This is a genomic window from Pseudomonas sp. BF-R-01 (assembly GCF_019946615.1).
Taxonomy (GTDB): domain Bacteria; phylum Pseudomonadota; class Gammaproteobacteria; order Pseudomonadales; family Pseudomonadaceae; genus Aquipseudomonas; species Aquipseudomonas migulae.
Window position 1 is genome coordinate 93,625 of the sequence record NZ_JAGYFX010000009.1, and the last position, 14,069, is coordinate 107,693.

The following is a 14,069-nucleotide window of genomic DNA, read 5'->3' on the forward strand; positions in this document are numbered from 1 at the left end:
CATGTTGCTCAGTTATCTACGGCTGGTGTTGTTCGCGGCAGGCCTGTTGATCGGCGTCCAGGTGCCGGGGTTCATCAACGATTACGCCAAGCGGGTCGAAGCGCACCTGATTGAGGCGCAGACCGGCTTGAGCGGTTTCCAGGGCACCGCCATTCAATTTTTCAAGGGTGACATGCAGGCCCTGGTCGCCCACTACCGCGCCAGCGAAGACCCGGTTTTCCGCAGCGATGCCGACAGCCTGAGCAACCTGCTGACCCGTCAACTGGCCCTCGATAAACAATTCCAGGCCATGCAAGGCCCGTGGTACATCCGCTTCCTGCAGGTTGTACTGGCCGCCGACCCGGATATCCGCAAGGAAACCTGGAACGGCTACAGCTACCAGATCCTGCTGACGCCGGAAGCGATGATCTGGGGCATGAGCGGCGCGTTGCTGCTGTCGTTCGGGATTGAATGCCTGTTCCGGCTGATCGACTGGGTGGTGCTGGGCGGCAAGCGCCTGCGCCAGAGCCGGCCGATTGAAGAGCGGGATTTGCGCGGGTTGTAAGTGATCAGCGCGCAAGGACGATGTAGTTTTCGCCGACCTTGCGCGCATACCCCGCCAACACCTGCTGACACAGCGCGACAATCTCCTCGACCCATTCCGCCCCGGTCCGCCAGGACACCACCACCTGTAGATCCGGTGGCCGTTGATCGATGGCCAGCAAGGTCAATTCGCCGCGCGCCAGCTCCTCGGCCACCAGCACCGGTGGCAACGCGCCAATGCCGAAACCGTCCCGCAGCAGCCGGGTAATCGCCGACACCGAATTCACGCAGTTCAGCCGTGGCGTCATGACGCCATTGGCCTGCATCAACGCGAGCACCTCTTGATGCGGGTGTGAGTTTTTCGAGTAGGTAATGATCCGCTCCCGCGCCAGATCGGCCACGCTGGAATACTCGCGGTTGTAGATCGAGTTGCTGGCAGCGATCCAGCCCATCGGGTGACTGGCCAGCTCCAGGCTGCGCACGCTCTCCTGACGCAGCAGGTCGGTTTGCAGGATCAAGTCGAGGAAGCCTTTTTGCAGCTGATCGCAGAGGTTGAGCGAGGTATCGGCCACCAGCTCGATTTCCACCAGCGGATAGTGATCCGTCATCTGTGCAACCAACGGGCTCAGCCAGGTATGAATCACCGTGTCCATCACGCCGATGCGCACCCGTCCGACCTTGCTGGAGCGGGTCTCGATCGACTGCTTGAGCGCCTGCATGGTGTCCATCATCTGCTCGGCATGTTCGAGCACTTTCAAGCCTTCGGGCGTCAGGCTAACGCCGCGTGAATCGCGCAGGAACAGCTTCACCCCGAGTTCGCCTTCGAGCACGGCGATGCGGCTGGAAATCGACGCCTGGGTGGTGAAGAGCTTGTCGGCGGTCAGGCGAAAACTTTTGAGTCGGGCGACCCAGACGAAGGTCTCGAGAAACTTCAGGTTCATGGGGTCAGCTCGTGGATAAAGTTTTCTTATGTCTAAGGCGGGTTTTTATTAGTTGGACGCAATAGGGGCGTGCGCCCAAAAATCAGGCCATCCGGTTCCCACGATAGGCGTCGTCGGGGCTCAGAACAATACCAATAAAATTTGCACGGAGAGTTGCCATGAGTGCGCCCGACACCACCGTCATCCCGAAAGCCACGGCTCGCCCGGGACCTTTCGACTGGTACCGCAACATCAATCAGCAGGAACGCCGCACATTCTGGAGCTGCAAGATCGGCTACGGCCTGGACGGCATGGACACCCAGATGCTCAGCTTCGTGGTGCCGACCCTCATTGCGATGTGGGGCATCACCACCGGTGAGGCCGGGCTGATTCACACCAGTACGCTGATTGCCTCGGCCATCGGCGGCTGGGTGGCGGGGATTCTCTCCGACCGCATCGGCCGCGTGCGCACCTTGCAACTGACGGTGCTGTGGTTCGCCTTCTTCACTTTCCTCTGCGGCTTCGCGCAAAACTACGAACAACTGCTGATCAGCCGCACCTTGATGGGCTTCGGTTTTGGCGGCGAGTGGACCGCCGGCGCGGTGCTGATGGGTGAAGTGATTCGCGCGAAGGACCGTGGCAAAGCGGTGGGCATGGTGCAATCGGGCTGGGCGCTGGGTTGGGGGCTGACGGCGATTCTGTATGCGCTGCTGTTCTCGGTGTTGCCACCGGAAGACGCGTGGCGTGCACTGTTTATCCTCGGCATCGTCCCGGCGGTTTTCGTGATCTTCGTCCGTCGCCTGGTCAAGGACCCGGAAATCTACCGCGAAGCCAAAGCCAAACAGGAACCGAGCAACCCGGCGAAGTTCTACGAGATTTTCGCCCCCGGCATCCTCTTCACCACGCTTCGCGCTTCGATACTGACCACCGGCGCACTGGGCGGTTACTACGCAATCACTTCCTGGCTGCCGACGTTCCTGAAGAACGAACGTGGTTTGAGCGTACTCGGCACGGGCGGTTATCTGGCGATGGTGATCGTCGGTTCCTACGTCGGTTACGTCATCAGCGCGTATTTGACTGACATCCTTGGCCGTAAGAAAAACTTCATTCTGTTCGCGGTGGGCTCGTTCACCATCGTGTTGCTTTACACCCAATTGCCGGTCAGTAACGGCGTGATGCTGTGGCTGGGCTTTCCGTTGGGCTTCTTTGCCTCGGGGATTTTCAGCGGCATGGGTGCCTTCCTGACCGAGTTGTTTCCGACGCGGATTCGCGGGTCGGGCCAGGGCTTTTGCTACAACATAGGCCGGGCGCTGGCGGCGTTGTTTCCGCTGTTGATCGGCTTGCTCAGCCAGAAGGTGCCATTGAGCGTAGGCATCGGGGCGTTCGCGGCGGTTTCCTACGGGGTAGTGATCCTTGCGGCGTTGAGCCTGCCGGAAACCCGTGGCAAACAACTGGATGCGCAGTAATCTGCCCACATCTGAAAAGAACAAAACCTACAGGAGTGTTCACCGTGAGCCGCCTGCTATTGAACTGCGACATTGGCGAGAGCTTCGGCAACTGGACCATGGGTCTGGACGCCGAGGTCATGCCCTTCATCGATTGCGCCAACATCGCCTGCGGCTTTCACGCCGGCGATCCGAGCATCATGCGCAAGACCGTCAGCCTGGCCCTGAGCAACGGCGTGCAGATCGGCGCCCATCCGGCCTATCAGGACCTGGTGGGGTTCGGCCGTCGCTCCATGGCGTATACCGCCCAGGAACTTCAGGACATTCTGCACTATCAGATCGGCGCCCTCGACGGCCTCTGCCGGGCGCAGGGCGGGCGCGTCAGCTACGTCAAACCCCACGGCGCGATGTACAACGACATGATGGCCAACCCGGCGCAATTGCGCGCCGTGCTGCAGGCCGTGGCGTCTTATGACAAGACGTTGCCGCTGATGCTGATGGCGACCCGCGACAACAGCGCCGCACAGCGATTGGGTGATGAGTACGGCGTGACGTTGTGGTTCGAAGCGTTCGCCGATCGTGCCTATGACAGCGCCGGCATGCTGGTTTCGCGGCAACTGCCGGGTGCAGTGCATCACGACCCGGAAAAAATCATCGACCAGGCACTGACCATCGCCCGTGGTGACAACCTGACCGCCAGCGATGGCAGCGCCTTGCATCTACAGGCCAACACCCTGTGCGTACACGGTGACAACGCCAGTTCCGTGGCGGCCGTGCGGCGCATTCGCGAAGCCCTCGATCAGCAGAGTGCGCCATGAAACTTCGGGTGGAAGTGGTGGCGCTGGATTGCCTGATGGTGCGGCTGTTCGATGAGATCGCCGAAGCCAACATGCCGTGGATGCTCGCTGCCAGCGAAAACCTGCGTGCGGCGTTCGGTGCACATTTGATTGATCTGGTGCCGTCGTATACGACGTTGATGGTGCATTACGATCTGAGCGCATTGAGCCCGGCGCAGGCGCGGGAATTGATCGCCGAAGCACTGATCGATTTGTCGCCCAACACCCGCACCGGGGGCAAATGTCATGTGCTGCCGGTCTGGTATGACGTGAGCGTCGGTCCGGAATTGCGCCTGTTGTCTCAGCGCAGCGGGCTGGCCGTGGAGGAGGTGATCCGCCGCCATAGTGACCGTGAGTATCAGGTGTTCGCCTTGGGCTTCGCGCCGGGTTTTGCCTTTATGGGGTTGGTGGAAGAAGTCCTCGCCGCACCGCGCCTGAATACGCCGCGCAAAAAAGTCGCGGCCGGCAGTGTCGGGATCGCCGAACGGCAAACCGCTGCCTACCCGGTGGTGTCCCCCGGCGGCTGGAACCTGATCGGCCGCACCCCGGCCAAACTGTTCGACCGCGAACGCGATGGCTACAGCCTGATGCAACCGGGCGACACCGTGCGTTTTCAAGCGGTCAGCCACGCCGAGTTCATCAACCTGGGCGGTGACGACACGCCACTGGAGGCGCAGGCATGAGCCGGCTATCGATTGAAGCGAGCACACCGTTGTGCCTGTTGCAGGACGCTGGCCGTTTTGGCGTGCGGCATCTGGGCGTGACCCAGGGCGGCGGGCTGGATTGGCGCTCGATGTCCTGGGCCAACTGGCTGCTGGGCAATGCGCTGGATGCAGCGGTGATCGAAATCACCCTCGGCGGGTTCAGCGTTGTTGCCGAAGAGGATTGCTTGCTCGCGCTGGCCGGGGCAGACCTTGGCGCGCAACTGGACGGTCAGGCGCTGGCGCCGTGGCGCAGTTTCAAGCTGCGCAAAGGTCAGCGTTTGCAGTTCACTCAGCCACTCCTGGGGGCGCGGGCTTATCTCGCGGCGCCGGGCGGCTTTGATGCGCCGAAGGTGTTGGGCAGCAGCGCGACGGTGGTGCGTGAGGAGCTGGGTGGGCTGGACGGCATGGGGCGGGCGTTAGCCAAAGGCGCGTCGCTGAGCTATTCGGCTGAAGCGCCATTGCTGATGCGCGAGTTGCCTCGCGAACAAGTACCGGACTTCAAATCCGATTTGCCACTGGACGTGGTACTCGGCGCGCAGATCGGCGAGTTCAGCGGCCAGAGCTTGTTCGATGCGTTCAACAGCGCCTGGACCCTCGACAGTCGCGCCGACCGCATGGGTATGCGCTTGCTGGGAACAGCGTTGCAGTACCAGGGCAAACCCATGATTTCCGAAGGTATTCCGCTGGGTGCGGTGCAGGTGCCGCCGGACGGGCAGCCGATTGTGCTGCTCAATGATCGGCAGACCATTGGCGGTTATCCGCGACTGGGGGCGTTGACGCCGTTGGCGCTGGCGCGGCTGGCGCAGTGTCTGCCGGGGGCGACGGTGCGGTTGCGGCCGGTGGTGCAGGATGTCGCGCATCGCGAACAGGTTGAGTATCTGCGACGTTTTTTGAACAGCTAAAAGCATCGCGAGCAGGCTCACTCCCACAGTTGAACTTCTGCGAACACATAATTTGTGTCCGCTCAAAATCCAGTGTGGGAGCGAGCCTGCTCGCGATGGGGCCCTGGCGGACTGCAAAGATTACTTGGAAAGAAACCGCATCCCTTCCTCAAGCCCCCGCAACGTCAGCGGGTACATCTGGTCATCAATCAAATCCCGAACGATATTGGTCGAGGACGTATAGCCCCACGTATCTTTCGGATACGGGTTGATCCAGATGAGCTTCTTGTACTTCTCCTTGAACCGCTGCATCCACACGTAACCGGCTTCTTCGTTCCAGTGCTCGACGCTGCCGCCGGCCTGGGTGATCTCATAAGGCGCCATCGCCGCGTCACCGATGAAGATCACTTTGTAGTCGGCGCCGTACTTGTGCAGCAGGTCCTGGGTCGACGTGCGCTCGGAGGTGCGGCGCATGTTGTTCTTCCACACCGATTCATAAATGAAGTTGTGAAAGTAGAAGTACTCCAGGTGTTTGAACTCGGTCTTGCAGGCCGAGAACAACTCCTCGCAGATCTTCACGTGCGCATCCATCGAACCTCCGATGTCGAACAGCAGCAACAGCTTGACGGTGTTACGCCGCTCCGGCCGCATCTGGATACTCAGCAGCCCGGCATCCTTGGCGGTGTGGTCGATGGTGCCATCGATGTCCAGTTCTTCGGCCGCACCCTGACGGGCGAACTTACGCAGCCGACGCAGGGCGACCTTGATGTTGCGCGTGCCCAATTCCACCGAATCGTCGAGGTTCTTGTACTCGCGCTGATCCCAGACCTTGACCGCCTTGCCCTGGCGCTTGCCGGCATCGCCGACCCGAATGCCTTCCGGGTTGAAGCCGCCGGAACCGAACGGACTGGTGCCACCGGTGCCGATCCACTTGTTGCCACCGGCGTGGCGTTCTTTCTGTTCTTCCAGGCGTTTCTTGAATTCTTCGATCAGCTTGTCCAGGCCACCAAGGGACTGGATCGCCGCCCGCTCTTCGTCGGTCAGCGAACGCTCGAATTCCTTGCGCAACCAGTCTTCAGGAATCAGGGCCTGAAGGTGATCGTCGAGTTTTTCCAGGCCATTGAAGTAAGCACCGAACGCTCGGTCGAACTTGTCGAAATGCTTTTCGTCCTTCACCAGAATCGCCCGGGACAAGTAGTAGAACTCGTCCATGTCGGCGAAGGTCACGCGCTGTTTCAGCGCGTTGATCAGGTCCAGCAGCTCGCGCACCGAGACGGGCACCTTGGCTGCGCGCATTTCATTGAACAGGTTGAGCAGCATGGCGATTGCCCCTACTTAATCAGAGCTTAGCGAGTACCGCGACGACTCATGAAGGCCAGGCGTTCAAGCAATTGCACGTCCTGTTCGTTCTTCACCAAAGCACCGGCCAGTGGCGGAATGGCCTTGGTCGGATCGCGTTCGCGCAGCACTGCTTCGCCAATGTTGTCGGCCATCAGCAGCTTCAGCCAGTCCACCAGTTCGGAGGTCGATGGCTTCTTCTTCAGGCCCGGCACCTTGCGCACGTCGAAGAACACGTCCAGCGCTTCGCTGACCAGATCCTTCTTGATGTCCGGGTAGTGCACGTCAACGATCTTCTGCAGCGTGACGCGATCCGGGAAGGCAATGTAGTGGAAGAAGCAGCGGCGCAGGAAAGCGTCCGGCAGCTCTTTCTCGTTGTTGGAGGTAATGATGATGATCGGGCGCTTCTTGGCCTTGATGGTCTCGTCGATCTCGTAAACGTAGAACTCCATCTTGTCGAGTTCTTGCAGCAGGTCGTTCGGGAACTCGATGTCGGCCTTGTCGATTTCGTCGATCAGCAGAATCACCCGCTCTTCGGACTCGAAAGCCTCCCAGAGCTTGCCCTTTTTCAGGTAGTTGCGAACGTCGTGGACCTTTTCCGTGCCCAGCTGCGAATCGCGCAGGCGGCTGACCGCGTCGTACTCGTACAGGCCCTGATGCGCCTTGGTCGTGGATTTGATGTGCCAGGTGATCAGCTTGGCGCCGAAAGACTCGGCCAGTTGTTCGGCCAGCATGGTCTTGCCGGTGCCCGGCTCGCCCTTGACCAGCAGCGGACGCTCCAGGGTGATGGCGGCGTTGACCGCCAGCTTCAAGTCATCGGTGGCGACGTAGGCCTGGGTGCCTTCGAACTTCATCTGCTAATCCTCGAACGGTAACGCCGACCTGACAGGGCAGGGCGGGGCGCAATAATTGTAGTACCCGACTATAACGCGCTGCCCGGTCGACTGTGAACGCAGACGGCTTATTCAGTCTCTGAATGGGGCGTCACATCTTGACTCAGTCTCGGCGGCTGGCCAGTATTGAGCTATCGCCATTTTGGCGATAGCTTGCGAGGCATGTCTACTAAATATCGATTTCGCGATACGTACCGCATTCAGTTGCGAGAGAAGGACCATCCGCCGCCCCATGTCCACCTGACCGGTGGCGGGCTGGATGTGATGCTCAGCCTGGAAACGGTTGAAGTGATGGTCGGCAAGGCGCCGCCGTTGATTATCAAGGAAGCTCTGGAATGGGTCAGGACCCATCAGGTGCAGCTACTGGAGGACTGGAAACGATGTTACCCATGAAACGACCACGGTTGTCTGCCGTGCAGGCGTTGCCGGATTACCGTTTGGCGCTGACATTTATCGATGGTCAGCAATTGACGCTCGATTTGAGCCGTGACCTGCGTACCTATCCTGGATTGCAGCCGTTGCTGGAGGCGGGAGCTTTCGCCAGTGCAACCCTGGGCGATGATGGCTGGTGCGTCGAATGGCCTGAGCAGGATATCCAGATCGGCGCAGACACTGTTTATCTGGATGCACTCGCGCAAAACGCAGCGGATGAAAACACCCGGATCTTCATCGACTGGCGTGCGCGTACCGGGTTGCCGCTCAATCAGGCCGCCGAGGCTTTGGGGGTGAGTGCCCGCAGCATCACGCGTTACAGCAGTGGCCGTGAAGCAGTGCCCCGGTCATTGGCGTTGGCCTGTCTGGGGTGGGATTTTCTGCAGCTGCGAGATCCGGCGCGGGCGGCTGAAGAAACCGGCCGTTACACCGTTACACGCAAACCCTAACCGGACTCCGGCTTCGGCCGTTCATACTGGGCATTGAAGGCCTGGACAAAACCGTTACGTAAAATCTGCAAAAACGCGTGGAACGCGCTGATATCCTGCCGATGAACGCTACCACTCAATTCAACGCGTGTTGCAAACTGGTTCTTGCCCTGGTTTTTCAGCACGGTTTCGGAGCCACCGACAATGGCCTCCCAAATGGAGCGGAACAGCCCTTTGTCCTTGTTCTCGACGTCCTGTTGCCAGTTGAACACATCGACGTCTTTGAGCAGTGGCTTGATGTAGCCAGTCAATTGGGCTTTTTTCGCTTGCGCTTCAATCACTACATCACCATGCCCGGCATTGAAATCGAACTTGCCGTAGGCCGAGGCGAAGTCGTTCATGCGTTTGAGTTCGATGCCCGTGGCGCGTAGGCGGAACTGGAAATCCTCGAAGTCGCTCAGCGGATCGAAGGTCGCGCTGGTTTCCAGTGGCGCGTGCCCCAGCAGCAGCGCTTTGCCATCGAACCGTGCGTCGCGCTTGCCTTCCTTGTCGACGACGTTGGTCAGGTTGTAAATGCTCGCGTTGACCTGGGTGGCGTTCATGTTCACGGGGGGCCTGGAATTGAAGTTCCGGAAGCTGATCTTGCCGTCGCTGATCCGCACTTCGTTCAGGGTGATCGGTAGCAATTTCTCCAATTGTGCCCGCCAATCGGTGCCTTCACCGGTCTGGGAGTTTTTCTTGTTGGCGCCGCCGTCGACGAAGTTCACTTCGGGTTTGACGAACTGCGCCTTGGCCACGACCGCGTGGTCGTACCAGAGCGAGTGCCAACTGACGGAAAGATCGATCAGCGGCGCATTGACGAAAGGCACCGGGACCTTGCCTTCGATCTTGACGACTTTCAGGCCGTTGATTTTGTAGGCGCCGCGCCACAGGGCCAGGTCCACGTCGGTGATCTGCCCGCGATAGTCACCCATATTCGCCAATCGTTCGTTCAGGTAGTCACGCACCAGATAGGGCAGGGCGATGTGCAGGGCAAACAGCAACATGAGGAGGCCGGCGAGGGTCCACAGAGGCCAACTGTATCGACGCTTCATGGCGGCAAATCTCTGGCGGTGTAATGCGATTGACTGCTGTGCGGGCCGGACGTTCGACTGACTGGACGACCACGGGCAACAGGCATACCGTGGAGGGCTAATTCAACGCTGCATAAGGACCCAGCCATGAGCCGTATCTTTGCTGACAACGCCCATTCCATCGGCAATACGCCGCTGGTGCAGATCAACCGCATTGCGCCGCGTGGCGTGACCATCCTGGCCAAGATCGAGGGGCGCAACCCTGGTTACTCGGTGAAGTGCCGGATTGGCGCGAACATGATCTGGGACGCCGAAAGCACCGGCAAACTCAAGCCTGGCATGACCATCGTCGAACCGACCTCCGGCAACACCGGCATTGGCCTGGCGTTTGTCGCCGCCGCACGGGGCTACAAGTTGGTGCTGAGCATGCCGGCGTCCATGAGCATCGAGCGGCGCAAAGTGCTCAAGGCGTTGGGCGCCGAACTGGTGCTGACCGAGCCGGCCAAAGGCATGAAAGGTGCGATCGAAAAGGCCACTGAAATGGTTGCCAGCGACCCGTCCCTCTACTTCATGCCGGCGCAATTCGAAAACCCGGCCAACCCGGCCATTCACGAGAAAACCACTGGTCCGGAAATCTGGAACGACACCGACGGTGCCGTCGATGTGCTGGTGGCCGGCGTCGGAACGGGCGGAACCATTACGGGGGTTTCGCGGTATATCAAGAATACCCAGGGCAAACCGATTCTCTCGGTGGCGGTGGAGCCCGTGGTGTCTCCGGTGATCACGCAAGCGCTGGCCGGTGAAGAGATCAAGCCTAGCCCTCACAAGATCCAGGGCATCGGTGCCGGCTTTGTGCCGAAGAACCTCGATCTGTCGATGGTGGACCGGGTCGAGTTGGTCACCGATGACGAATCCAAGGCAATGGCTTTGCGCTTGATGCAGGAGGAAGGGATTTTGTGCGGCATCTCTTGCGGTGCGGCCATGGCTGTGGCCGTGCGCCTGGCTGAAACGCCGGAAATGCAGGGCAAGACCATCGTGGTGATTCTGCCGGACTCCGGTGAGCGTTACCTGTCGAGCATGCTGTTCAGCGATCTGTTTACCGAGCAGGAGAATCAGCAGTAATCGTGAACAAATCAAAGCAGTGATGTTTCGATTTTGATCCCGACAAGTGGGCTGATCCAGGTCAGCCCCCGTTCAGGAGACATATGTTAAGAAGTGCGTTGTTGCACAATCTTTAACAGTGAATGTTGAGGAAAGCGGGTTTTTCCCGAGGCCGGTAGTGTTTATCATGGCCGACTGCCACGTCGGGTAAATGGCGTAGTGCAGAGTTGCTAATTCTCAAGGAGTTGTAGATGACCTTTACCATTGCCGCGAAGGCATCGCTGTTGCTGCTGTTCCTCGGCAGCACCCTCTATGTGCACTTGCGCGGCAAGGCGCGATTGCCGGTCTTGCGTCAGTTCGTCAACCACTCCGCTTTGTTCGCACCTTACAACGCCTTGATGTACCTGTTCTCCAGCGTGCCCTCCAAACCCTATCTGGATCGCAGCAAGTTCCCGGAACTTGATGTGCTCAAGGACAATTGGGAAGTCATCCGCGACGAAGCGATGCACCTGTTTGATGAGGGTTACATTCGCGCCGCGGAGAAAAACAACGACGCCGGTTTTGGCTCGTTCTTCAAGAAAGGCTGGAAGCGTTTCTACCTCAAGTGGTACGACAAACCCCTGCCATCGGCCGAAACGCTGTGCCCGAAAACCGTGGCCCTGGTCAGCAGCATTCCCAACGTCAAAGGCGCCATGTTCGCCTTGCTGCCGGGTGGCAGCCATCTCAACCCGCACCGCGATCCGTTTGCCGGTTCCCTGCGTTATCACCTGGGGTTGTCGACACCGAATTCCGATGATTGCCGCATCTTCGTCGACGGTCAGGTTTACGCCTGGCGTGATGGCGAAGACGTGATGTTCGACGAAACCTATGTGCACTGGGTCAAGAACGAAACCGAGAAGACCCGGGTCATTCTGTTCTGCGACATCGAACGTCCGTTGAGCAACCGTATCATGACCCGCATCAACCGCTGGATCAGCAGCCTGCTCGGTCGCGCCACTGCGCCGCAGAACCTCGATGACGAGCGTGTCGGCGGGATTAACCGGGCCTACGCCTGGAGCAAGAACTCCAGCGATAAGGTCAGCGGTGTGGTCAAGCAGTGGAAGCGGCGCAATCCTAAAGCCTACCGTGTGCTGCGGCCGGTGCTCGCGGTGGTGGTGTTGACGTTGTTGGGGTATTGGTTGTTTGGTTGATGTCGATTACAGAAAGACCGCTCGCTTAGAGCGGTTTTTTTTGCCCAGGATTTCATCGGCGCCCGGCGAGCACGTCAGGTTCTTCGCCTTCGATGCCTGTCGCAAGTATTTCCAGAAGGCGTCGCTGACTATCCGTGAGCACCAGAGCAATCTTTTTCCTTTCCAGTGCGGGTAAGCGATTTTTTGTAGGGGATTTCTTACTGGATTTACCCATTTTGTCCTCCACTATTGATCATTTATTAAGCAGTTTTTTACGATACTTGGCTTTCCACCGCTTTGACAAGCCGCCGTTCCGTATCGAAATAGAAGCCATGTTGTTGATAAATAGGAATCGCCCCTTTCAAGGGCTCCTGAACTTCGATGAACCTGCTTCCAATAATTGTGGCGTAGTGCTGAATGACCATTATGGACAATGTAGCAATGCGTTTTTTAAGGGGATGAGCCTCTCTTGGCCGTCCCTCCAGTCGGACGATGCGAATTCGTTGCCGACTTTTGTTTGGATTTGCGAAGCAGAGCCCACACAGTTGTTTATCGAACCAGATGGATAAATCCAGCGCCAAAGGCTCCTTCGCTTTCCATCCAACAACGTCATGCCATGAAAAATGAAAATCATCCCAGCGCTCCCAGGCACTCAACGCTTGTGCGTCGATAGGTTCAAATCGCACCTTCGATAAATCAAGAACGGTAGGGCCAGACCGTTCCTTTTTCTCTTGCAGCTCGGCGGTGCTGGCGGTGGCCAGTTTTCTAGCTCTCGATTTATACAATTGATACCGAAGTTGAGTCCGTTCCCTTGGCATTTGATCTCTTGCATTCCCTGTCCCCCTCAGTGGGCGATTTCCTTTCCCTCAGAGTAAGCAGCAGGTCTAACGCTGTATCTACTGGCCCTTTGTCCAAGTCATTGCAATCCATGTCGAGCGCTGGTTATAGTCGGCGCTCGGTGATTTCCGTTCACCGTCCATCCCATCAAAAAAGATCAGCCCATGCCTGCTTCCCTCATCAACGCGGTAGTCGATTCAGCGGTCCACGCTGGCGTCGTGCCGTGCGGGGATCAGCAGCCTGCGCAGATCAGTCATTACCCCCCACCTGTCCGTAGCACGCCGGTGTACGCAGTCGTATCACCGCCGGGCGTTGGCGTTTCGGGCTGATCAGCTTTCCCTGCTGTTCCCTTGCCCTTCTAAAAGCGTTCGCCTGAAAAACTACTGGATTTCAGCTTCGGCTGAGTTGGCTTTTTATGCCTGACTACAGGTGGTATTCATGTTTGTCCTTTCGAAAAAATCCGCGCTCGCGGCGGCGTCCACGAGCCTGTTCGTTTTGCTGTGGAGCAGCGGGGCGATCTTCTCCAAATGGGGCCTGGCCCACGCGTCGCCCTTCGCTTTTCTGCTGATTCGTTTCGCCATCGCGCTTTGTGGATTGGTGCTGCTGGTGCCATTGCTCAAGCTGAAACTGCCCAAGGGTGGCAAGCCGATGCTGTATGCGATGGCCACTGGTGTGGTGTTGCTGGGTGCTTATCAGATTTTCTATCTGCTGGCCCTGGACCTGAAGGTCACGCCAGGCGTGATGGCCACGATCATGGGTGTGCAGCCCATCCTCACGGTGGTGATCATGGAGCGCCAGCGCTCAGCGAACCGGGTGTTCGGTTTGATGCTGGGTTTGGCCGGATTGATCATGGTGGTGTATCAGGGCATTGGTCTGGCCGGCATGTCGCTGGCCGGGATGTTTTTCGGTTTGCTGGCATTGGCGAGCATGACGTTCGGTTCGATCATGCAGAAACGCATCACCGATAATCCCCTCGGTACGCTGCCGGTGCAGTACCTGGCGGGGCTGTTGTTGTGCGGGGTTTTCGTGCCGTTCCAGCCCTTTCACTTTGAACGCAGCAGCGGTTTCATCGTGCCGGTGTTGTGGATGGGGCTGGTGGTGTCGGTGTTGGCGACGTTGTTGCTGTATCGGCTGATCGCCCGGGGCAATCTGGTGAATGTCACCAGTCTGTTCTATCTGGTGCCGGCGGTGACGGCGGTGATGGATTATCTGTTTTTCGGCAACCAACTTGCGGTGTTGAGCATGGTGGGGATGGTGCTGATTATTGTTGGTCTGGGGGTGGTGTTTCGTCAGGCGCGGTAGAGCGGTTGGGGAGGGCATATCCGTTTTTTTTGTGATGGCGGCTGGCGGTTTCGCTTTTACAGCGAGTCACTTGGAAAAGCCCCAAGTAACCAAGGGCTCTTGCCCCTTTCGTTCGGTGCCTCGCCTAGGCTCGGCATGCCCTCGCTCCGGTCCTGCTCCGTGGGCCCGCCGCCATCGGCCATCCATGG

At 58.7% G+C, this 14,069-nt stretch carries 17 protein-coding genes; 11 read left to right on the plus strand and 6 right to left on the minus strand.

Going from position 1 to position 14,069, the window contains the following annotated elements:
* Position 1: 1 nt before the first annotated feature.
* Entirely contained in the window at positions 2–544 is a 543-nt protein-coding gene (locus KGB27_RS06385; RefSeq protein WP_008035055.1) for a DUF2937 family protein, read from the plus strand.
* Between the two features lie 4 nt (positions 545–548).
* On the opposite strand, the gene KGB27_RS06390 is transcribed toward KGB27_RS06385, so the two are convergent.
* Complete coding sequence (locus tag KGB27_RS06390; RefSeq protein ID WP_008035056.1) at positions 549–1,463, minus strand: LysR family transcriptional regulator; 915 nt, start codon at positions 1,461–1,463, stop codon at positions 549–551.
* A gap of 158 nt (positions 1,464–1,621) precedes the next feature.
* On the opposite strand from KGB27_RS06390, the gene KGB27_RS06395 reads away from it, so the two are divergent.
* Genes KGB27_RS06395 through KGB27_RS06410 form a run of 4 tightly spaced genes read left to right on the plus strand, consistent with a single transcriptional unit; the run spans position 1,622 to position 5,329 of the window.
* On the plus strand, positions 1,622–2,908 hold the full coding sequence (locus KGB27_RS06395; protein WP_008035057.1) for an MFS transporter: 1,287 nt from the start codon (positions 1,622–1,624) through the stop codon (positions 2,906–2,908).
* A gap of 44 nt (positions 2,909–2,952) precedes the next feature.
* Positions 2,953–3,705, plus strand: coding sequence for a 5-oxoprolinase subunit PxpA (locus tag KGB27_RS06400; protein WP_223553604.1), 753 nt, complete (start codon positions 2,953–2,955; stop codon positions 3,703–3,705).
* Positions 3,702–4,406, plus strand: a complete 705-nt coding sequence (locus KGB27_RS06405) for a 5-oxoprolinase subunit B family protein (protein WP_223553606.1) — start codon at positions 3,702–3,704, stop codon at positions 4,404–4,406. The genes KGB27_RS06400 and KGB27_RS06405 overlap by 4 nt, the downstream gene beginning before the upstream one ends.
* Complete coding sequence (locus tag KGB27_RS06410) at positions 4,403–5,329, plus strand: biotin-dependent carboxyltransferase family protein (protein ID WP_223553608.1); 927 nt, start codon at positions 4,403–4,405, stop codon at positions 5,327–5,329. Before KGB27_RS06405 ends, KGB27_RS06410 begins: the two co-directional genes overlap by 4 nt.
* Before the next feature lie 120 nt (positions 5,330–5,449).
* Here KGB27_RS06410 and KGB27_RS06415 read toward each other — a convergent pair whose 3' ends face one another.
* Entirely contained in the window at positions 5,450–6,628 is a 1,179-nt protein-coding gene (locus tag KGB27_RS06415) for a vWA domain-containing protein (protein ID WP_008035063.1), read from the minus strand.
* Between the two features lie 26 nt (positions 6,629–6,654).
* Entirely contained in the window at positions 6,655–7,500 is an 846-nt protein-coding gene (locus KGB27_RS06420) for an AAA family ATPase (protein ID WP_008035065.1), read from the minus strand.
* Positions 7,501–7,701: 201 nt separating this feature from the next.
* Here KGB27_RS06420 and KGB27_RS06425 point away from each other — a divergent pair, with 201 nt between their 5' ends.
* Positions 7,702–7,932, plus strand: a complete 231-nt coding sequence (locus KGB27_RS06425) for a DUF4160 domain-containing protein (RefSeq protein WP_032829218.1) — start codon at positions 7,702–7,704, stop codon at positions 7,930–7,932.
* Positions 7,920–8,420: a DUF2442 domain-containing protein gene (locus KGB27_RS06430; protein ID WP_008035069.1), complete on the plus strand. Its 501-nt coding sequence runs from the start codon at positions 7,920–7,922 to the stop codon at positions 8,418–8,420. The genes KGB27_RS06425 and KGB27_RS06430 overlap by 13 nt, the downstream gene beginning before the upstream one ends.
* Here KGB27_RS06430 and KGB27_RS06435 read toward each other — a convergent pair.
* On the minus strand, positions 8,417–9,493 hold the full coding sequence (locus KGB27_RS06435) for a DUF748 domain-containing protein (RefSeq protein WP_223553609.1): 1,077 nt from the start codon (positions 9,491–9,493) through the stop codon (positions 8,417–8,419). The two genes, KGB27_RS06430 and KGB27_RS06435, sit on opposite strands and share 4 nt — an antisense overlap.
* A 126-nt stretch (positions 9,494–9,619) precedes the next feature.
* Between KGB27_RS06435 and cysK the strand changes: the two genes are divergently transcribed.
* Together cysK and KGB27_RS06445 are read left to right on the plus strand one after the other, a co-directional pair.
* Positions 9,620–10,594: a cysteine synthase A gene (cysK, locus tag KGB27_RS06440; RefSeq protein ID WP_223553610.1), complete on the plus strand. Its 975-nt coding sequence runs from the start codon at positions 9,620–9,622 to the stop codon at positions 10,592–10,594.
* 230 nt (positions 10,595–10,824) lie between these two features.
* Positions 10,825–11,763 (plus strand): aspartyl/asparaginyl beta-hydroxylase domain-containing protein, encoded by a 939-nt coding sequence (locus KGB27_RS06445; protein WP_223553611.1) that lies wholly within the window; start codon positions 10,825–10,827, stop codon positions 11,761–11,763.
* A gap of 52 nt (positions 11,764–11,815) precedes the next feature.
* On the opposite strand, the gene KGB27_RS06450 is transcribed toward KGB27_RS06445, so the two are convergent.
* Positions 11,816–11,977, minus strand: a complete 162-nt coding sequence (locus tag KGB27_RS06450) for a hypothetical protein (protein ID WP_192228715.1) — start codon at positions 11,975–11,977, stop codon at positions 11,816–11,818.
* Positions 11,978–12,014: 37 nt separating this feature from the next.
* Positions 12,015–12,560: a hypothetical protein gene (locus KGB27_RS06455; RefSeq protein WP_207286129.1), complete on the minus strand. Its 546-nt coding sequence runs from the start codon at positions 12,558–12,560 to the stop codon at positions 12,015–12,017.
* A 183-nt stretch (positions 12,561–12,743) separates the two neighbouring features.
* On the opposite strand from KGB27_RS06455, the gene KGB27_RS06460 reads away from it, so the two are divergent.
* Positions 12,744–12,908: a hypothetical protein gene (locus KGB27_RS06460; RefSeq protein WP_177318199.1), complete on the plus strand. Its 165-nt coding sequence runs from the start codon at positions 12,744–12,746 to the stop codon at positions 12,906–12,908.
* A gap of 109 nt (positions 12,909–13,017) precedes the next feature.
* Positions 13,018–13,881 carry a DMT family transporter gene (locus KGB27_RS06465; protein WP_223553612.1) on the plus strand — a complete coding sequence of 288 codons (864 nt, stop codon included), beginning with the start codon at positions 13,018–13,020 and terminating at the stop codon, positions 13,879–13,881.
* Positions 13,882–14,069 lie beyond the last annotated feature (188 nt).